This window comes from Aquimarina penaris, assembly GCF_040786285.1.
GTDB lineage: Bacteria > Bacteroidota > Bacteroidia > Flavobacteriales > Flavobacteriaceae > Aquimarina.
The window spans coordinates 225,953-246,057 of the sequence record NZ_JBFMKQ010000003.1 but is presented as its reverse complement, the minus strand read 5'-3'; the positions used below and the strand labels follow the sequence as shown (position 1 = coordinate 246,057).

Genomic DNA, 20,105 nt, shown 5'->3' with positions numbered 1-20,105 from the left:
AAGCCATATATAGATGCTATTTAATTCTTTAGAGTATATCATTTTTTTGCCGGTAGTATTTTTTGTGTATTGGTTTTTTTTAAAGAAAAAACTACAAACCCAAAATTTGTTTCTATTAATTACCAGTTATTTCTTTTATGGTTTCTGGGATTGGAGGTTTCTGTTTCTTATACTAGCAAGTACCATTGTAGATTTCTTTGTTGGGCAGCGCATCTATTCAAGCACCACCAATAGAAAGAAAAAAAGCTGGCTGGGGTTTAGCATCCTTTTTAATTTAGGACTTCTAGGGTTTTTCAAGTATTATAATTTCTTTATAGATTCTTGGGTAGATCTTATCTCAATATTCGGATACGAGTTAAATAGCATCTGGACTTTAAAAATTATATTACCCGTAGGGATTTCATTTTACACATTCCAAACCATGTCTTATTCGTTTGATATTTATCATAAAAAAATCAAACCAACAAGAGATTTTATATCCTTTGCAACTTTTGTAAGTTTTTTTCCTCAATTAGTCGCCGGGCCGATCGAGCGGGCTTCTAATCTTCTTCCACAGATATTAAACAAAAGAGTTTTTGAATACAACCAAGCTGTAAATGGGTTAAAACTTATATTATGGGGTTTTTTTAAGAAATTGGTGATTGCAGATGCTTTGGCTCCAATTGTCGATGATATATTCACGAACTACACGCACTATTCGTCTGGTACTCTTATAACTGGAGTATTCTTTTTTGCTTTTCAGATTTATGGTGATTTTAGTGGTTACTCTGATATCGCAATTGGTACTGCAAAATTATTTGGAATCGAACTGAGTCCTAATTTTAGATTCCCATATTTTTCTAGAAACATTGCTGAATTTTGGCGCAGATGGCATATTTCTTTATCGAGATGGTTTAGAGACTACCTCTATATACCTCTTGGAGGCTCTAAAGCTGGCACATGGATCTCTATAAGAAACGTATTTATTATTTTCTTAGTGAGTGGATTTTGGCATGGGGCAAATTGGACTTTTATCGTTTGGGGTGCTATACATGCTTTTATGTTTTTACCACTTTTTTTAACCAACAACAATAGAAACCACCTTAGTACTACTATAGCCGAAAAAACTATACTTCCTTCTGCAAAAGAGTTTTTTCAAATCATCATGACCTTTATTTTAGTAACCTTCTCATGGATCTTTTTTAGAGCCGAATCATTGGCACATGCATGGGAATATCTGAAAGCTATTTTTATAAATGATACCATAATTAGTTACAACAATCCCTTTGGGTATAGAATGATCGATTATTATATTATGATAATTCTATTTGTTATTTATGAATATTGTATCCGAAAAGATGAGAGAGCTCCATTCAATTTTAAATCCCGATACGTTAGATTTTTAATTTATGCTATACTCCTTTTGGCTATATTACTATTTTATGATGATCAAATAGATCGGTCATTTATATACTTTCAATTCTAAATTTTGAGACTATGAAAAAACTACTTAAAAAAAGTATTTTATATGGTTTTCTTCTGATCATCTCATTAGAAATTTTAGTCCGAATATTTTATTTAGGAAAAGACAATCCTACGCGATATTTAGATCAATATGATGTAGAAAAATGGAAACCAAACCAACATGGGTTTTCTGTAACCGGAAATCGAAAACAAAATTTCTCTGAATACAAAATCAATAGTTCTGGTTTTAATTCTTACCGAGAGTATACTCCAACTAAAGACAAAGTTGAGATTGCCATCGTAGGAGATTCTTTTATTGAAGGTTTTCATCAAGATTATTTCAATTCGATCGGAAAAAAAGTAGAAGGCTTATTACCCAAAACAGAAGTTTATGAATACGGCTATGCTGGATATGACATGGCCGATCAATTGCACCTTATTCATAAGTATAAAGAGCAATTCGATGTTATTGATCACGTAGTCATCTATATCAGGTTTTCTGATGACCTAACACGGAACACATATACTGTTGTTAAAGATAGATTAGCCTTAGAATCACCAATCAATAAGACGCTAAAAAAAAGTAAATTATTAGTGTATACTAAAAGTATAGGAGTATTTACTCCTTTAAAGCAACTCATCTCAAGGGTCAAAGGTTTTGTAAAAGGCAAGACTCCTATAAAAAAAGCTAGTCGTACAAATAAAACAAATCATAAAAAAGACAAAAAGTATATCGATAATTTCAAACACCTTACCTCTACCTATGGTTATGATAAAGATCGTTTTGTCTTACTTCTTGACGTTAAAGCCACAAGCCCATTGTTTATATCTTATCTAAAAGAAAATCATTTTGATTACATAGATTTTTCTAAAGCATTCGAAGCTTCAGATCAAGATACAACCTTAATTTATGATCAGCACTGGAACAATCATGGTAGGGATATAATAGCCACTATGATTTCAAACTACCTGAGAGGTAAATAAAATATTGTATTCGTATCGTTTATTTGGCTCTATATAATGGAAAAAAATCTGTTTCATTATCCAGATCAGTATATTGACTAGTAAGTTGATCATACACTTCTCTATTCACAATATATTTCCATACTTTAAAATCTCTATAATCCTTAGAGAAAGAAGACTTAAACCTGAATAAAGAATCCTCTGCTCCACCAAGGCCACCTCCCAGATTAAAATACTTATAATTTTCTGAAGTACCCTTGATTCTCATTTCATCAATTAAAATCCGTATTGGTGTTAGATATAAATAATCATCTCGAGTACCGGAAATATGATATTGTATAATATTATTGGTCTTTACCATCATAGCGGCAGAAATAATTTCATTGGTTTCATTATAAGTCGCGAGCAACACATCGGTTTTAAAATCACTACTATTAATGAAGTAATTAAAGTAATCTTCGGTAAAATAATAATTCTTTTTTGCCTGAACTCTATCCATATTCTCATAATAGAGTTCCATAAAAGTAGAGATATCTTCTTTTGAATTACTTAGCCTAACAGAACATAATTTTCTACCTTTATTAATATATCTTTTGGTTGTTTTAGAAAAAACACTTCGTTGTATATCTATATCCTGTGTCAAGTCAATATTTACAATCGTACCAAGCTGAACCAAATCCCCTAATCCTTTTAAAACAATTTCTTGATTTTTGATAAAAGGATTTAATCTCGAGAATACCGAAACTACCTTTTTCTCCCGAAAAAATTGATTGAGCTGGCTTGCAAAATCGAGGTTGTTAAACGAAGAGTTTATAGTACTACACAAAGGTCCTGCATAGCCATAAACAGAGGTGACATCATAATAATCAGTATCAAAAATCTTTCTTAATAGCAATGGTAACCCAATAACATTACCCTTATCTTCATACTTAATAAGTATTGGCTTTTCATCTGGCGCCTTAGAGAGTTGATGGTAATCATAGGTATGGTAAAAATCATAATACTCTACCATATTCAATAGATTTTGCCATTCTACTTTTTCTTCAATGATTTCAATATTTAAGACAGGCAAACTCATACTTTATTCATTTTGTCTATATAATGGAAAATAACTGTTTCTAATATCATCTGGATCAAGAACATCTTTTACTACTCTTTTTAAACTAAGGTCATTGTATATTTCGTGATTTATTATTTTTCTTCCTGTATAATACACAATATCTTCTTCATTAGGAAAAAATGACTTTTTATATTTATACAATCCATCGCCGTCTTCTCTTCCTCCTCCCAGCACATAGTATTTATAATCATTTTCTCTTGCCCATTTCATCATTTCAATTTTTAAAAAATCATTGGGCCTGGTAAAAAAGTAGTCCGACAATGTACCTCCGAGGTAAGAATATAATGTATCCTTGTCCTTCAATATTAATTCTGTCGAAATAGGTGTAGATTCCTTATAAACAATTGCAATAATTGCACTATTTGGGTTCTCTGAAATAAAATTTGTAAAATAATCTATGTAGAAAAAATACTGATCATGCGCATTGATACGCTGCATGGTTTGTATATATATATCGTAAAAATCTTTAATCACTTCTAATGATATCGGAGCATCAAATATTTCTATCCGAAGGTTTTCTTGTACTGCCTTTCTATAGTTATTTCTAACTTTTGGCTTAAAGTTATTCCATTGTTGTTCTTCATCCAGAATTACTCCTTTTACATTCTTTAGACTTGGGATCAATTCTCCCGAATACTCTTTATAATTGTTAGTAAGACTAAATCGAACAAATTCACTAACAATATTTCTTTTGTGGTACCATTGATCTACTTCTTCCCAGAACAGTTGTAATAATTGCAGAGTTACCTCTTCTTTATCAAACAACGGCCCGCTATATCCATAAGGTGATATTACATCTTTGTATGAAGTTTGTTGCCCATCGATTAGAATATCCCTTTCATAAAAAGGCATAATTACAACAGGTTTGTTATTCTTTTCTAATACAAAATAACATAATTGATGAACATTCATATCTGATGTTCCCAACAACTCAGTTTTATAAAATGGATTAGAAATGTTCAATGCATTGATCATTGTTTTATACTTTTCTAAATCCTCATCATCTTCAATCATGTACGTTTCAAATCTAGTATCTGTACATGTATTATTAAAATAGTTTTCTCCCATTTCTCTTTTTCTGATAATTTTTGCAGGTACCCCATAAGCAATATTATAATCACATATATCCTGTGTTACAACCGCTCCTGCCCCAATAACTGTATGCTCACCAATAGATAAATTCTGAAGTACCGTTGCTCCAATAGATATTGCAGAAAGTTCTCCTATTCTTACCGCTCCTCCTATAGTAGCACTTGGTGCTAAACTTGAAAAGTTTTTCATCACACTGTCATGCCCTAAACTCGAATTGGTATTAATAATACAAAAGTCCCCAGCTTTTGCATCTGCATTTATTTTGCCCGAGTTAAGTACTACTGTTCCTTTTCCTATTGATGCATATTTACTAACAATAGCAGAAGGATGAATCACAGTAATAAACTCAAAATCGGGAACTAATTTTTTAATTTTAGTATACATCAAAAACCGCAGCCAATTATCCCCAATGGCAATAACACATTTTGTTACTCCTTTCGTAAATAAATCTGGTATAATCTTTTCTGTTCCTAAAACCTCATACCCCAGAACTTTTTCTCCTTTAGCTTTAAAGGAATCGACAAAACCATAAATCTCATACACACCCATAAGTTCTATAGCATCTGCTACTACTTTAGCATGACCCGAAGCACCTACAATTAGAATTTTATCCATTCATTTTTTTATAATATCTATCACTAAAAAAGCAATTTATAATACGTTTCTAAAACTCCTTATTTCGCAATATCCAAAAATTCATTCAAAACTAACTTTCTGCTTGGCAGATTTACCTTTAATCACAAATGATTTTATGTCATGTACATATTGAAAAATTTCAATATCTTTTATATGCTCTGAATATGAATATAAGAAATCATATGTTATTCTATTTAAATAATTAAAATTTTTAGACCCAAAAGATACTTTAAGAAATTCATGACTGTTTAAAGTTTCTGTAAATTGGGTTACCTTATAATGTTTCGAGGTATTTTTTTTCTTCTTTTTTAAAAGAAATAAAAATTTGCTTTTAAGCATTCCTATATTTCTTTCTCTTAAATTGTTTTTAAATCTAAAATACAAAGACATGATCCATGAAAGCAAAGTTGCAGTCCATGAACTACCATCATAAAGTATACGATAAGAAAAATAATACGTTCTATCACTCCATTGTGTTTTATATCCAAATTTACCTTTCGAAAAATCAAAAACATCAAGCTCTTTATCGATTGCCCATTCAAGAAGTTTATGTATAATAGTAAAACCCAAATAGAACTTAGAATAATCAGTATCATAAGCCATTATTGCTCCAATTGCAATTTGACCCATATGGTAATTAATTGATCCCGCGATAATTTTATCTCCATCATAGATTACATATATCGAGGCTTTTTCTTGTAAGACCATATCATAAATCACATCATAATAAAATGACCATTCTTTTGGATCTAAGTTATTATTATGAATATGAATATCTGAAAACCTTTTTTCTAGCAATACTTTAAACCTATCGAATATAAGATCATAGGTTTCTCTGGATATATCCCCATAATAAAGGGTATACGTAATATCAAAACTAGACTCAAGTTTACGCTTATACTTATTTACCTTAGCAAGACTACTTTTCCCAAATTTGCTTTTCTTGTACTCTGTTATATCCGAATATTTAGATATATCCACTAAATATCCCGGATATTGTTTACTATCAATCGTTTTTAAAGAAGAAAATGTATGCGTAGTATCTAACTCAAAATAATCAGGAATGTCATACAATAAAAACACCTTATTCTTAAAATCTTTTCCTTTATCCGAGAAGTTATATGATATTCCTTTGGTATGACTTTTACCCACATTAACATAAACAGGAAAAAAAGATTTCTTAACAAACGAAATGTTTTTTATAAAATCGAATCTTTTTTCTGGTTTAGATGTACTAAAATGTTTAATCCACTTATCGGTAAAGACCGGTAAGGTAAAAGGATTATTATTCATCATTTTTAAGTATTTTTTTTCTATATATTTATTTTTGGGGGTTACTAATTGTCTTTACGTATTATATAATTTATTCATTGTCACCTCCTGTAAATACAGGCATATTTAGATTGTCTTGACTATTAACTCCTTCTTTTAACACTACTTTTTTAATAGTCTTAATGATAATTTTCATATCTAAAAGAAATGATAAGTTGTCAACATACCAGGTATCGTATTCAAATTTCTGTTTCCAACTAATTGTATTTCTCCCATTCACTTGCGCCCAACCCGTAATACCAGGTTTAACATTATGTCTTCGTCGTTGCCAATCTTTATATAAAGGTAAATATTGTTCTAATAAGGGTCTTGGACCAATAACACTCATATCACCCTTAAGCACATTAAATAATTGGGGGATTTCATCTAGAGAATATTTTCTTACAAAAGCACCCATTTTTGTAATCCTATGTTCATAGGGTAATAATTCCCCATGCTCATCCTTCTTATCATTCATTGTTTTTAGTTTAATTATTTTAAACAACTTCTCACCTTTCCCGGGTCGGGATTGAAAGAAAAATGGTTTCCCTTTATTTGAAAACAGTAAAACGATAACAACAATTATTAATACAGGGAATAAAAGTATAAGCCCGGTTAAAGCTGCAAAGAAATCAAAACAACGTTTTAAAAACAGTGTATACATAGGAAATTCTGATCAAGTATTTTTTGGTTATATTTTTTTGGTTTGTTGTATTATGGTTATCCGATATCCATCAGATAGTAATCTTTTCTATTTTTTTAATTGTTTTTGCAATGACCTTCTTTCCTTTTTTGGTAAACTTTGGATACAATGTTTCAAAAGTATCATCCTTTTTAATCCTAATGGGTTCTTGACAAAGAATTATCCCTTCATCCAGTTTATCATCAATAATATGCGTCGTTATTCCTGTTATTTTAACACCATAATCTAATGCATCCTGGATAGCCGTTTGAGTACCTAAAAAACTGGGGAAAAGTGAGGGATGAATATTAAGTATTCTGTTGGGAAAAGCAGCTAACATTTCATCCTTTATAAGGTACTTATAAGCGAGCATAAAGATATAATCTATATTTCTTTTTTTTAGTTCTTCGATGAGTTTTTTTTGATACGAAATTAAATTCGGAAAATCCTTTTTTACGAGTCGTATGGTTTCAATACCAATTTCTCTGGCTTTTTCTGCAGCTCCACAAGGTTCTTGTTCATAAATCAATACAGAAATATGACTTTTTTTAAACGTATCCTTTTCAAAAGCCTCTATAGTATTCCTGGCACTAAGCCCCCAACCAGATGCTAAAATTGCCCAATTAATTTTAGTAGTACTATTCATTTATTTCCTGTTCTTTATGGTGCTATTGATATGCATATCTCTGTCACATTTTCAAAATGAAAATTAAAATACAATATTACCTTAAAATTATGGCTTTTATATATATATTTACGGCTTTTAAAATTCATCTTTTCAAAAGTGAAATTAAAAAACACTCCCCCTTTATTATTTTACGTCATAATAAACTTAACGTCAATATAATCGATCAAGAAATAAACAAATAATGGTAATATTAGGGTTAAACTACTACTTTCATGATTCTACAGCTTGTATAGTTGTCGATGGTAAATTAATAGCTGCAATAGAAGAAGAACGTCTTAACAGGGATAAACACACAAGAGTTTTTCCTCAAATGGCAATAGATCGCTGTCTCAAAATTGCAAAACTAGATTATAATGATATAGACCATATTGCAATATCTATAAAACCATCTCATAATCTGGGCAAAAAGTTATTGCATTGTGCAAAAAATCTCAAAAGTTTTAAGCCTTTTATTAATCACGAATTTGTTCATGCCTATAATAAGCAAAAAGGTTTCTGGAATTGGTTTAAATACCATTGGAATAGCAAGAAAGAAGGACCACAAGTTCATCTAATTCCACATCATTATAGCCATGCGCCAGGTTCATTTTTTGTATCTCCGTATGAAGAAGCTGCTTTACTAGGTATAGATGGTTCTGGAGAATGGGCAACAAGCTGGTTAGGTTACGGAAAAGGAAACGATGTTAAATGTATCAATCAAAGTTTTTTTCCGCATTCGTTAGGATCTTTTTATGAGGCCGTTACCCAATTCTGTGGATTTAGAACGAGTTATGACGAAGGAAAAACAATGGGATTAGCGCCTATGGGCGACCCCAGTGTTTTTAAAGATGAAGTAGAAAAAATAATTACAGTTGATAAAAACGGGCAACTACATTTCGACCTAAGCTATTTCAACTATCAAAATATGAGTTGGAGACGATGCTCACCAAAGTTTTTCAAGGTTTTTGGTGAACCTCGCAAAAATGGAGAAGACTTCCAAAAACATCATATGGATGTTGCTGCAGCTTTTCAGAGGGTTTTAGAAGATAAAGTTCTTGAGATTTGTGACATTTTACACGAAAAAACGAAAGCAGACTACCTGGTTATTTCTGGTGGAGTTTCTCTAAATAGTGTAATGAATGGCCGAATAGTAAGAGAAAGTAAGTTTAAAGATGTCTATGTAATGCCAGCTGCCGGAGATAATGGTACTGCGCTTGGAGCTGCATATTACCTTTACAATGGTATGCTAAACAAACCAAGAAATTTTGTTCACCTAGATCCTTATGTAGGAACAAGTTATACCAATGAAGAAATCGAAAAGGTTTTAAAAGGTGCGAAACTACCTTATGAATATCATGAAGATATTTGTGAAAAGGCGGCATCTCTGCTTGAACAAGGTAAAATAATAGGATGGTTTCAGGGCACTATGGAAATTGGACCTCGGGCACTGGGCAGTCGAAGTATTTTAGCGAATCCAGCATTTCCGGATATGAAGGATAAGATTAATGCTGAAGTAAAATTTAGAGAAGCATACAGACCCTTTGCTCCTTCTGCAATCGTTGAGGCCAAAGACGAATTCTTTGATCTCGAGGTAGAAGCTCCTTTTATGCTAAAGGTATGTAATGTTCTTGAAGACAAACAAAAGATAATCCCTGCCGTAACCCATGTAGATGGTAGCGCAAGGTTACAAACCGTAGGAAAAGATCTTCATCCTAGGTATTATAATGTTATCAAAAATTTAGGTGACAAAACTGGTGTACCTGTTGTTTTGAATACAAGTTTCAATATACAGGGAGAACCCGTTGTAGAATCACCAAAAGATGCCATTAGATGTTTCTTCTCCACTGGTTTAGATGGATTAGTAATTGGCAATTATGTATTAATGAAAAACTAAAAGATTCTTAGGCAGAATCTCGGGGAGGTCTTTCATCATCTAAATTGATCATTACAGATTGTGGATCAACCACCACATCTTTTGATGTGATTACGCTCTGGATGGTTTTAAGGATAATTTTAAGATCTAATACAAAAGAAAGCTTGTTTACATAATCAACATCCAAACCTAGCCGGTCGTCCCAGTTAAGAAGATTTCTACCCGAAACTTGTGCCAAACCTGTGATCCCTGGGCGTATAGAATGCCGTATTCTCTCACTTTCTTTATAATAAGGTAAATATCGTATTAATAAAGGCCTTGGGCCTATAAAACTCATCTCACCCTTAAGCACATTAATCAACTGTGGTAATTCGTCTAATGATGTTTTTCTGACAAAACTACCAATAGTTGTTAATCTATCTCTATCCGGTAGTAATTCGCCTTTTTCATCGGTAAGATCATTCATTGTTTTAAACTTAATGATACTGAAGATCTTTTCGTTCTTACCTGGTCTTTTTTGAACAAAAAATGGTGTTCCTCTATTTGCAAAAGCCAAAAAAATACTAATGCCTAAAAAAATTGGTGATATAAAAAGTAAAAGTGTTAATGCAACACAAAAATCAAAGATTCGTTTTATAAAAAGTTTATACACTGGTTGGTCGTTTGATTTAATTGTTTTTTTATCAAGCTATTCTATAATGGTTCTATATTCTTCCAACAAAGAATTCCAAACATAACGACGTTCGTATCTATCAATAATCATAGTCCTGGTATTTTGTGATAACTTAGAAAATAATACGTTGTCTTCTAACAGTTTTTTCATGTTCTCATATAGAGCCATAGCATCCTTTGGAGGAATTATAACACCATTTACCATATGCTCAACGATTTCATTACATCCATTAATATCGGTGACAATACTAGGCAATCCCATCGAACCTGCCTGCATTACTACATTAGGAAACCCCTCTCTATAACTAGGAAAAGCTAAGGCATCAGAAATTGCAAAAAACGGCCTTACATCATTTTGCCAACCAGCAGATATAATATTAGGATTACCATTGATTTCTTTTTCTGTTTCGGGTAAAACTGGATCCAATTCCTTTTCATAAGGACCCACAAGTAATAGTTTTACATTATTGTGATCTTGATTGATTAACTTAAAACTCTCTATCAATTCATTAATCCCTTTATCAGTAACTAATCGTCCTACATAGACAAAAACAAAATCTGATTCATCTATACCATATTTTTGTTTAAAAGCAAGATTATCTTTGGCAGTATAAAGTTGGGGATCAAAATATGAGGTATCTATACCATTAGAACTTCCTTTAGCTATTACCTTAAGCTTATTTGCCTTAGTATATTTGTTTTTAAGTATAATATCTTTAAGAACAAAAGAATTAGGATAAATCATTGTTGCACAAGAATAGGTCAATTTCTCTACCGTATCTAAAAGTTTTCGCTTCCCCCCTTTAGCTTCAAGAAGTGGCAAACCAGCAATGGTATGTAATCTATGTGGTACACCTGCAAGCCTTGCCGCCATCATAGATAATGTACCTGCCTTAGGCGTATGACTATGCACAATATCCGGTTTTTCTTTTTTAAAGATTTTATACAACTGATAAAGGCCTTTAAGATCATGAAATGGTGTTATTTTACGTGTCATTTCTACAGGAATAACCTGTACACCTTCTTTTTCTGACACATACTCTAATATATCACCCCCTCGGCTAGAAACACCAATAACATTATAATGTTGAGACATAAACTTTAATTGTCCCTGTAATAAACCGCCTAACGATATTGGCACGGTGGTCACCCGTATTATTTTTTTCATGTAAACAGAATTGTAAAATTTGAGCGCAAATATAAACGGGTACAAATATAGGTATATGCAAAGGTTTGAAAACTCAAAATTTAAGTTTCTTTTTGTATTTAAATTTTTAGAATACATCTCGAACAAAAAAATACTATTTTTATATATTAGTGATTAAAATGAATGTTTTGACAAGTATAAAACGCTGATTTAATGATTGTTAACTATTTTTTAACGTATTTTTAACACTTTCAACCTGTTTTTTGTACAATTTATCCGATAACCCCACGTTTAATGATGCATAAATAACCCAAAAAATAATTCCCCCAAATGAAAAATTTAGTTTTTCCCTTACTTTTTATTTTATCAGTTTTTATTTTTTCTTGTAGCAGTGAAAGCGTTGGAGATTTAGTCCCACAAGAAATTGTAGACGGACCAGGAGGTCCTATTGAGGTTGACCAACCAGAAAATGTAATCACAACACCTTGTGGTTTTGACATATCTGGTGTTAGCGCCAACGAAACAGTTGTTATGGATTGTCTTTTAGATCTTCAAGGTGAAACTGTTACTTTACCCGCTAATGTTACTTTTGATTTCGCAGGTGGTGATATCATCAATGGTAAATTAATATTTGCCGGTGGTACTATCGACGGAAGATTATTAAGTTCTAAACTTGAAGTTGAAGGAGATGTACAATTAAAAGAACCTACGTTTAAGTTTTATGCTGTGCGATGGGAGCTTGTAGAAGGCCAAACCAACGAAGATCAAGCTCAAAAAAATGTAGCCATCCTAGAAGATACGTTTGAACTAGTGAAGAGATTACAAGGAACTACAGTTGAAATCAACAAACTAGATGCCTTTTTTGATGTTAGTAGAGTCACAAGTACTACAAGTAACCAAAACTTTTACCCAAGTGTAGAAGCTGTCAATGTTCCTTCAGATTTTAATCTGGTAATGACCGAAAATACAAACCTTAGAGTAATCCCAACCAATAGAGGATCTGGAGTACTACTAGCGGTTAGAGATGCAGAAAATGTTACTATTACAGGAGGTAACCTATGGGGAGATCGTGATCAACATATATATTCTAGACCAGAAGCTGAAGAAGGACAATTTTTATTAATGCTTCATGGTGCCCGTAATGTTGTGGTAGATGGTATAACGATGAGAATGGGATCTGCAGGATCTATGAACATTAACTCTATCGGATTTACATTTCAACCGGATTATATTGCTTCTCGTGATATCGTGATTAAAAACTGTCTTGTAGAAGAAAGTAGAAGAATGAGTTTATCGATCACTGATGGATACGATATTTTAGTAGAAAATAATACGTTTGTGAATACGGGTCGTCATAGAGAATTATCAGACGGTTCTACCGTAGGGTATGCTATCAATATCGAAGCATTAAGAGCTAGAGATGCAGCTACTGGTGAACTTATTTTATATGAACTAGCACAAGATATAACGATCAGAAATAATACAGAGCGTGGTAGTAGAATTGGTGGTATCACGGTTTCTATAGGAGAAAGAGTAACCATCGAAAATAATACGATGGAGAGTAAAATAGTATACTCTACTACAAATAATACTAAGATTATTAATAACACTTTTACTGCATCAGAACAATCTGCAGGATCGCCTGCCTTAATCGCTGGTGGAGAAGGCCCAACGGTATTTAATAATGAGGTATCTGGTAATACATTCTCTGGATATGGTGTAGCTATTGCAGCTTTTAATGATGATGTAAAAATTAATAACAATATTATCAACGAGTGTATTAGTGGAATACAGATCAAAAAAGCTACTAATATGACGATTAACGGGAACAAAATCACAAGTAGTAGAACATCAAGTAAAGGAGTTTCTGCTCAGCTTACTACAGCCGATAATGTTACTATCATGGGTAACGATATCTCTGTACAAGGTAATCACTTATATTTTGTAGAATTGAACCAGGGAGCTGGTGAAGAGAATTTTAATGTTATGGTGGACAATAATATGTTCCGTACTCCGGTAAGCTCTGTGTTCTCAAAAACTAATGGTGTTACGTATCAGAATAATAATTCTCAAGGAGGATTACAATTAATTAATGCTTCTAAAATATCATTAGCAACTAACGATATTGTGTCTCCTAGTCATGGTGTACGTTTAAGCGAAGTTAATTCTGAGATATCGATAACAGGAAACAGCATATCTGTTCCTTCTGGATCATTTCAGTGTATTAAAGATGATTCTTCTAATGCAAATGCAATTGGTACCGATACTGGTAACACCTGTGGAACAAGATAATTTTATCTAACATATAAACTACCTTATGGTAGTACTATAAAGGGATGCACAAGTGTATCCCTTTTTTTATGCCTCCATTTTAAAACCTCAAAAGTTAGATCATATATCACAAAATAATTACGGCCAGGGGGATTTACCCCAATTTTTAATCTCACTTATTTTTGTACGTAAATAAAATGTATATTTGGCACTTATTTAGAAAGCCCCCACCTCTTTTACATTAAAATTTTAAGATTTAACAATGTTATTTAATTCACTGGAATTTCTAATATTCTTACCTGTTGTTTTTATTTTATACTGGTATGTATTTAATAAAAAACTCAAATCCCAAAATTTATTAATACTTCTGGCCAGTTATGTATTTTATGGTTGGTGGGACTGGCGGTTTTTATCGCTAATCATTTTTAGTTCGATATTAGACTTTTTAATAGGTGTATCCCTGTCAAAAACAGAAAAAATAAGCAAGAGAAAATTACTCCTAACCGCCAGTATTCTAGTTAATATTGGTTTTCTGGGGTTCTTTAAATATTACAATTTCTTTCTGGAAAGCTTTTCTGATGCCTTCACATTCTTTGGGACAAGTATATCTGCAGAGCGATTAAATATCATTCTTCCTGTCGGAATTAGTTTCTACACGTTTCAGACGTTGAGCTATACTATAGATGTATATAAGAAGAAGCTGGAACCTACTAAAGATTTTATTGCATTTTTTGCCTTTGTGAGCTTTTTCCCGCAGTTAGTAGCTGGCCCCATAGAAAGAGCTACCAATCTTTTACCACAGTTTTATGTACCTCGTAAGTTTGAATATGCAAAAGCAGTAGATGGTTTACGTCAGATTTTATGGGGATTATTTAAGAAAATAGTTATTGCAGATAATGCCGCAAAGTTTGCCAATATTATCTTTAATAGTTCTGCAGAATATTCTGGTAGTACGCTTGCATTGGGAGCTATATTTTTTGCTTTTCAGATTTATGGTGATTTTTCTGGGTATTCGGATATTGCAATAGGAACCTCAAGATTGTTTGGTTTTAACTTAATGCAAAATTTTGCATTCCCTTATTTTTCTAGGGATATCGCAGAATTTTGGCGTAGATGGCATATTTCGTTATCAACCTGGTTTAGAGATTACCTCTATATCCCGCTTGGTGGTAGCCGAGGAGGTACCTGGATGAAAGTAAAAAATACTTTTATCATATTTTTGGTAAGTGGTTTTTGGCATGGTGCTAATTGGACATTTATTGTATGGGGAGGCTTAAATGCACTCTATTTCTTACCGCTAATGCTTTTAAATAAAAACCGTACGCACACTAATGTCGTTGCCGAAAACAGACTATTTGCCAGTATTAAAGAAGTGTTTCAGATTTTGATGACATTTACTCTTACCACCATTGCCTGGGTATTTTTTAGGGCAGAAAATATCACACATGCATTTGCATATTTAGGAGAAATATTTTCACCTTCGTTATTCGAAATGCCTCAATTTTTTCCTCTAACAGTTATATTTTTCATTATACTATTTGTGATTATCGAATGGTTACAGAGAGATAAACAGCATGCCCTAGAATTTAAAAACACAAAAATGCCACGACTGGTTAGATTTGCATTATACTATATTTTAATCGCTGTCATATTTTTATTCGGTGGTCAACAACAAGAATTTATATACTTTCAATTTTAAGTCAAAATGAAACGATTTTTAAAAACACTACTGATTTTTATAATTCCGCTAGGGATTGTAACTCTGGCGTTTGAAGTGTATCTAAGAACAATGAATACCGAATACAAGCAAAAAATCAATGGATTAACGGCTAACTATGGAGATATAGAAATATTGGCTCTGGGTAATTCTCATGCGTATAATGGTGTTGATCCGCGCCAATTTGAATTAGAGACGTACAATATGGCTGCAGGTAATCAGTCTTTATATTTTGATAAGAGAATTACACTTAAGCATATCGATAGTTTAAAAAAATTGAAATATGTGCTTATTAGTGTAGATCAACATTCGCTTTACTTTTCGAGCCAGGGAATACGAGATACCTGGCTATACTATGATTACGACATAAAATATAAAGATAAAACCGAATTTTGGAACGATATATCACACTTTTGGTTAGGGTATACTCCAAGAATTGCCGTATCTATAGTAAAAGATAAACTACTAGAGCAATTTAAAGAGAAACAAACCCATAGCGCAGAAGTAATCAAAGGTTTTATGCCACATTACGGAAGTGCTACAAACGCTTTTACTGATAAGAATATTAAACGAAAGGCTAATTTTTTTAATAGAGAAGTTAAAGATTCTAACGAAAGAGAAGAAAACCTTGCAGATTTAGAGGATTTTATTGTTCAACTCAAAAAAAGAGACATCACACCGATCTTATTTACATTACCCATGCATAATGACATATATGGATATTTGCTTAAAGAGTATGTTGATCAAAACAATGAAGATGTCCAGTATTTAAAACAAAAATATAATATCCAACATTTTAATTTTTCTAATCAAGGTGATGATCAATCTCTTTTTTATAATAGCGATCATCTTAATGGTAAAGGCGCAGAAGTATTCTCTAAAAAAATAAATACAGAGCTTAAAAAGTTATTGTAATAGCTGAAAAGAAGTATTTAACGAGTGATAACGGTATCGTGCTAAAAAACTAGGTCACTTCGAGTAATTTTTTGCAGAAAAATTGTATCGAGAAGTTTTTATAAACGAAAATTTACTTGTCTTCGATACAATTTTCTATCGAAAATCACTCAGACTGACGTAAATTTTCTAATCTATTATTCTAGCTAAACACCTTTTAGGGAGTTTTTTACGATTCTAAATTTACCACTCTTTTCTACAGGAATTTCATCTACATACTGCAATTCTATTGTCATCTTATCACCCACTCTATCTCTCAAGTTTTTAAGAAAGATTTCTTCGTATTTAGCAGTATACTGTTTTTCATCTTTTTCAATTAAGACAAAAATTTGATCCACAGTATCTTGTTGAATCTGAAACTTTACAATGCCTTTCACTCCTTTTAGGCTATTAGAAATATTGCCTAAATTAATTTTTCCTATCTCTTCAGAATATATATAATCTGATATACGGCCTAAAATCTCTTTCACCAATGGATTATGATTGCCGCAAGTACAGGATTCATCGCTCAACTCTATCTGATCACCTATGTCATAACGTATAAGAGGGGTACCATGCGTATTAAAAGAGGTAATTACTAAACGTCCTTTTTTAGAGGGATTATACGCATCATCAAACACCTCAAAGACACCACTTTGCAGTTCTAGATGTAGTTTTTTGTTTTTACATTCGAGTATAAAGGGTGCTCCTTCAGAAGATGCATATTGGTTGTATAAATTCGTTTTAAAATAGCCTTCTAACACATTCCGAATATCATCTGTTATAGTTTCTGCAGTGGGAAATATCGCCTTAATTGTTTTTGCCGGAAAATCAATATTATTGGCCATACCGTACTTGGCAATCTCATACATCGTAGAAGGAAAACCTACCATATATTCTGGTGCATACTTTATTAAATCTTGCACATAGTATCCAAGATATTTATTATGAATATGGAACGTTGAGTAATATCGTACATTATAGAAAAAATCTGTTTTCCAGAATCTATTTTTTTTAATATCGCGATTGCTCAAAAGGCTCTTACCACTAAACCATGCGGTTTTTTTACCTAAGGCATATCCAAAGCTATTTCTAAAATTATCAAGTATCGCAAATCGTTCTTCGATATCATCAAAAGTGAATACCACTTCTAGGGATTTTCCTGTAGTACCACCCGTTTTAGAAACACCCCCTTCACTTTTGTTGATCGTATATACCGTTTCTATATTCTGCCTCAGTGCTTCTTTATCAACTATGGGTAGTTTTTCAATATTATTTAGATCTTCTGGGGATTCTATACTAGCAAAAGCATTTTTATAGTATAAAGATGTATCATTTACATGGGTAATAAATCTTTTGTATTTCTCTGCTTGAATATCTTTTAGCTCTTCAATAGACAAATTATTATTGCTCTTATAGTGTTCTAAAAAGCCTTTATATTTTTTAGAATATCTTTTCCTGTACGCTAAGATATTATATAGGGATACTATACAATTTTGAATAAAATGGGGTGATTTCGAATAAACCTGTTCTTTAATATTTCCCATATTTAATTAGAAGTTAATGATAAATAAAAATCTTCAAAGGCTTTTACACCAGACTTAATATCATATCCATGTTTTTTGAGCGCATCAAAGTTATTCCCTCTTTTGTATGTATGATGCTTCAAAATGTCATCTGCCCATACCGAAGGATTGTCTAGTATTGAAAGGAAAGTAATGTCATCTGTGATATGAACTTCTTTGGTTATGGTGTCTGACGCAAAAATCTTAAGTCCGGCGGCTTGTGCTTCGATTAATGTAACCGGTAAGCCTTCATACAAAGATGGAAAAATGAAGACATCAAGCATCTGACAAAGATTAGCTATATCGGTTCTTAAGCCTAAAAAGTGTACTTTATGATCAATAGACAGGCTCTTGGCTTCATTTTCTATACTTTTACGTAAGGGTCCATCTCCTATAAGTACCAGACTACTGTCTTCTTTTTTCTGAAGTACTTTCTGAAAAACTTTAAGTAAATAGGTGTGATTCTTAGGATCTGTAAAATTTCCTATATGGCCTAGTACTAATTCATCCTCTAGGTTCAATTCTTTTTTATAATCCTCAGACACCTTTGGGTTATATGTAAATTTTTCGGCATCAATAGCATTATTCATAATCTCAAAAGACTGCTCGGCACCAAATAACCAATTTCCTGCTTTTTCTCCGCATGAAAAATAATGAGTCGTATGATTATGAATACGTTTCTTAAGTTGAAACTTTACAGATTTTTTAAGTGCTTCTTTCGCGCTTTTGGGATGAAGCATATCTTTTAACTTAATACGCTCTGTAGCCGTATGTGCATGTGCTATACGATAAGGGATTTTAAACTCCTCTGCTATTTTGAGTACAAAACTGCTAAATGTATTGAGGTGGGAATGAACGATAGTGTATTCACTATGCTCTTTAAAGAAAGATCTTAGCTCATTATAATAGCTATTCGGAAAAAACGGATTGATGGGGTTCATTCTATATATTGTACCTCCCAAGTTTTCTATTTCGTCATCAAAAGCTCCTCGCTCTTGTCGATGCACCAGGAAATCAAACTGAATTTTTTTTCTATCAATATTTCGATAGTAATTCATGATCATCGACTCTGCTCCTCCGCGCCCCATAATTGTAAAAACTTGTAAAACCCTTACCATTTGCTATAGTCCATTTTTTGTTTTCAACCGTATATACAAGTTTAACAACACCCCAAACGGAATGGCTAAAATTGTAATTAATTTCTTCGGAGATTCACTGATAAATTTCCAATTCTTAATAAAAATTGAGCTCGACACATAATGAATTGCATTCTTGAATTTATCTTTAAATGTTTTTGCCAAGCGCATTCTGTTTTTTCTTGAAAATGCAAATCCATTTGGATGTCTTCTGTATTGCTTTAACATATTCATACTAGAGCCATCCTCCATATATTCTACAATACACAACACTTCATTTAGCGTCAAAAGTTGATAATCCTGGTCAATTAATTGATACAAATACCCTAATGGAACAAATCTTTCACCTTTAAAAAGAGGATATTTGGGGTATTTTTTGACAACTTCTGTTCTGTATACTATTTTCTTATCTCCCAGTGCATTATGAATATTATACAAATCATACATCGTGGTCTGACGTAAAGTCTCAGGAATCTTAGTTCCTATTACTTCTCCGCTTACATAGGCATCAAGACCAACCATTCCCGCATATTGATCAGATCCATTTGCCTTCCAAAAGGAAATAATTTTTTCTACAGCATCATCAGGCATATAATCGTCAGAATCGATGCATACATTTAATTCGGTTTCGATCAAATCATATGCTGTATTATGAGCACCATGCATTCCTTGATTTTCTTGATACTGATACTGTATTTGGATTTTATTTTCTTTAATCCAACCTTCTACCACATTTTTGGTATCATCAGAAGACCCGTCATCAATGATCAACCATACAAAATCATTACTAGTTTGGCGCACCAAACTTTTATAACAATTATCAAGACAATACGCCCTATTATAACTAGGTGTAAAAACAGTTAAGGTCTTCATTTTA

16 protein-coding genes are annotated in these 20,105 nt (G+C 32.3%); 6 read left to right on the top strand and 10 right to left on the bottom strand.

Annotation, left to right across the window (positions count from 1 at the left end):
• The first annotated feature begins 13 nt into the window (after positions 1–13).
• A complete protein-coding gene (locus tag ABW637_RS14905; protein WP_367585511.1) occupies positions 14–1,465 on the top strand; it encodes an MBOAT family O-acyltransferase in 1,452 nt (483 codons plus the stop codon).
• Positions 1,466–1,476: 11 nt separating this feature from the next.
• Complete coding sequence (locus ABW637_RS14900) at positions 1,477–2,427, top strand: hypothetical protein (protein WP_367585510.1); 951 nt, start codon at positions 1,477–1,479, stop codon at positions 2,425–2,427.
• A 19-nt stretch (positions 2,428–2,446) separates the two neighbouring features.
• Here the strand turns inward: ABW637_RS14900 and ABW637_RS14895 are convergent, their stop codons facing one another.
• The 5 genes from ABW637_RS14895 to ABW637_RS14875 form a co-directional block, all read right to left on the bottom strand.
• Positions 2,447–3,484 (bottom strand): GNAT family N-acetyltransferase, encoded by a 1,038-nt coding sequence (locus ABW637_RS14895; RefSeq protein WP_367585509.1) that lies wholly within the window; start codon positions 3,482–3,484, stop codon positions 2,447–2,449.
• A 3-nt stretch (positions 3,485–3,487) separates the two neighbouring features.
• The gene (locus ABW637_RS14890) at positions 3,488–5,233 is read right to left on the bottom strand and encodes a NeuD/PglB/VioB family sugar acetyltransferase (RefSeq protein ID WP_367585508.1); all 1,746 of its coding nucleotides are present in this window, start codon (positions 5,231–5,233) and stop codon (positions 3,488–3,490) included.
• Positions 5,234–5,314: 81 nt separating this feature from the next.
• Positions 5,315–6,550, bottom strand: coding sequence for a GNAT family N-acetyltransferase (locus ABW637_RS14885; protein ID WP_367585507.1), 1,236 nt, complete (start codon positions 6,548–6,550; stop codon positions 5,315–5,317).
• Positions 6,551–6,617: 67 nt separating this feature from the next.
• Positions 6,618–7,229: a sugar transferase gene (locus tag ABW637_RS14880; RefSeq protein WP_367585506.1), complete on the bottom strand. Its 612-nt coding sequence runs from the start codon at positions 7,227–7,229 to the stop codon at positions 6,618–6,620.
• A 70-nt stretch (positions 7,230–7,299) separates the two neighbouring features.
• Positions 7,300–7,893: a formyltransferase family protein gene (locus ABW637_RS14875; RefSeq protein ID WP_367585505.1), complete on the bottom strand. Its 594-nt coding sequence runs from the start codon at positions 7,891–7,893 to the stop codon at positions 7,300–7,302.
• A 223-nt stretch (positions 7,894–8,116) separates the two neighbouring features.
• Between ABW637_RS14875 and ABW637_RS14870 the strand changes: the two genes are divergently transcribed.
• Positions 8,117–9,808 carry a carbamoyltransferase family protein gene (locus tag ABW637_RS14870; RefSeq protein ID WP_367585504.1) on the top strand — a complete coding sequence of 564 codons (1,692 nt, stop codon included), beginning with the start codon at positions 8,117–8,119 and terminating at the stop codon, positions 9,806–9,808.
• A gap of 7 nt (positions 9,809–9,815) precedes the next feature.
• Here ABW637_RS14870 and ABW637_RS14865 read toward each other — a convergent pair whose 3' ends face one another.
• Together ABW637_RS14865 and ABW637_RS14860 are read right to left on the bottom strand one after the other, a co-directional pair.
• Entirely contained in the window at positions 9,816–10,439 is a 624-nt protein-coding gene (locus ABW637_RS14865; RefSeq protein ID WP_367585503.1) for a sugar transferase, read from the bottom strand.
• Positions 10,440–10,475: 36 nt separating this feature from the next.
• Positions 10,476–11,627 carry a glycosyltransferase family 4 protein gene (locus ABW637_RS14860; protein WP_367585502.1) on the bottom strand — a complete coding sequence of 384 codons (1,152 nt, stop codon included), beginning with the start codon at positions 11,625–11,627 and terminating at the stop codon, positions 10,476–10,478.
• 309 nt (positions 11,628–11,936) lie between these two features.
• Between ABW637_RS14860 and ABW637_RS14855 the strand changes: the two genes are divergently transcribed.
• The 3 genes from ABW637_RS14855 to ABW637_RS14845 all read left to right on the top strand — a co-directional run bounded on the left by ABW637_RS14855 (position 11,937) and on the right by ABW637_RS14845 (position 16,509).
• The gene (locus ABW637_RS14855; protein ID WP_367585501.1) at positions 11,937–13,898 is read left to right on the top strand and encodes a right-handed parallel beta-helix repeat-containing protein; all 1,962 of its coding nucleotides are present in this window, start codon (positions 11,937–11,939) and stop codon (positions 13,896–13,898) included.
• A gap of 241 nt (positions 13,899–14,139) precedes the next feature.
• The gene (locus ABW637_RS14850) at positions 14,140–15,576 is read left to right on the top strand and encodes an MBOAT family O-acyltransferase (protein WP_367585500.1); all 1,437 of its coding nucleotides are present in this window, start codon (positions 14,140–14,142) and stop codon (positions 15,574–15,576) included.
• Between the two features lie 6 nt (positions 15,577–15,582).
• Entirely contained in the window at positions 15,583–16,509 is a 927-nt protein-coding gene (locus tag ABW637_RS14845; RefSeq protein WP_367585499.1) for a D-alanyl-lipoteichoic acid biosynthesis protein DltD, read from the top strand.
• 185 nt (positions 16,510–16,694) lie between these two features.
• On the opposite strand, the gene ABW637_RS14840 is transcribed toward ABW637_RS14845, so the two are convergent.
• Genes ABW637_RS14840 through ABW637_RS14830 form a run of 3 tightly spaced genes read right to left on the bottom strand, consistent with a single transcriptional unit; the run spans position 16,695 to position 20,101 of the window.
• Positions 16,695–18,074: a phenylacetate--CoA ligase family protein gene (locus ABW637_RS14840; RefSeq protein ID WP_367585498.1), complete on the bottom strand. Its 1,380-nt coding sequence runs from the start codon at positions 18,072–18,074 to the stop codon at positions 16,695–16,697.
• A gap of 2 nt (positions 18,075–18,076) precedes the next feature.
• Positions 18,077–19,180, bottom strand: a complete 1,104-nt coding sequence (locus ABW637_RS14835; RefSeq protein WP_367585497.1) for a glycosyltransferase family 1 protein — start codon at positions 19,178–19,180, stop codon at positions 18,077–18,079.
• 33 nt (positions 19,181–19,213) lie between these two features.
• Positions 19,214–20,101 carry a glycosyltransferase family 2 protein gene (locus ABW637_RS14830; RefSeq protein WP_367585496.1) on the bottom strand — a complete coding sequence of 296 codons (888 nt, stop codon included), beginning with the start codon at positions 20,099–20,101 and terminating at the stop codon, positions 19,214–19,216.
• Positions 20,102–20,105: the final 4 nt, after the last annotated feature.

Excerpts from the sequence above, each read along its gene's own strand:
- ABW637_RS14880 (WP_367585506.1), bottom strand. The coding sequence starts at position 7,229 with ATGTATACACTGTTTTTAAAACGTTGTTTTGATTTCTTTGCAGCTTTA.
- ABW637_RS14845 (WP_367585499.1), top strand. The coding sequence starts at position 15,583 with ATGAAACGATTTTTAAAAACACTACTGATTTTTATAATTCCGCTAGGG.
- ABW637_RS14870 (WP_367585504.1), top strand. The coding sequence starts at position 8,117 with ATGGTAATATTAGGGTTAAACTACTACTTTCATGATTCTACAGCTTGT.
- ABW637_RS14905 (WP_367585511.1), top strand. The coding sequence starts at position 14 with ATGCTATTTAATTCTTTAGAGTATATCATTTTTTTGCCGGTAGTATTT.
- ABW637_RS14855 (WP_367585501.1), top strand. The coding sequence starts at position 11,937 with ATGAAAAATTTAGTTTTTCCCTTACTTTTTATTTTATCAGTTTTTATT.
- ABW637_RS14885 (WP_367585507.1), bottom strand. The coding sequence starts at position 6,550 with ATGATGAATAATAATCCTTTTACCTTACCGGTCTTTACCGATAAGTGG.
- ABW637_RS14875 (WP_367585505.1), bottom strand. The coding sequence starts at position 7,893 with ATGAATAGTACTACTAAAATTAATTGGGCAATTTTAGCATCTGGTTGG.
- ABW637_RS14835 (WP_367585497.1), bottom strand. The coding sequence starts at position 19,180 with ATGGGGCGCGGAGGAGCAGAGTCGATGATCATGAATTACTATCGAAAT.
- ABW637_RS14895 (WP_367585509.1), bottom strand. The coding sequence starts at position 3,484 with ATGAGTTTGCCTGTCTTAAATATTGAAATCATTGAAGAAAAAGTAGAA.
- ABW637_RS14900 (WP_367585510.1), top strand. The coding sequence starts at position 1,477 with ATGAAAAAACTACTTAAAAAAAGTATTTTATATGGTTTTCTTCTGATC.
- ABW637_RS14890 (WP_367585508.1), bottom strand. The coding sequence starts at position 5,233 with ATGGATAAAATTCTAATTGTAGGTGCTTCGGGTCATGCTAAAGTAGTA.
- ABW637_RS14830 (WP_367585496.1), bottom strand. The coding sequence starts at position 20,101 with ATGAAGACCTTAACTGTTTTTACACCTAGTTATAATAGGGCGTATTGT.
- ABW637_RS14840 (WP_367585498.1), bottom strand. The coding sequence starts at position 18,074 with ATGGGAAATATTAAAGAACAGGTTTATTCGAAATCACCCCATTTTATT.
- ABW637_RS14860 (WP_367585502.1), bottom strand. The coding sequence starts at position 11,627 with ATGAAAAAAATAATACGGGTGACCACCGTGCCAATATCGTTAGGCGGT.
- ABW637_RS14850 (WP_367585500.1), top strand. The coding sequence starts at position 14,140 with ATGTTATTTAATTCACTGGAATTTCTAATATTCTTACCTGTTGTTTTT.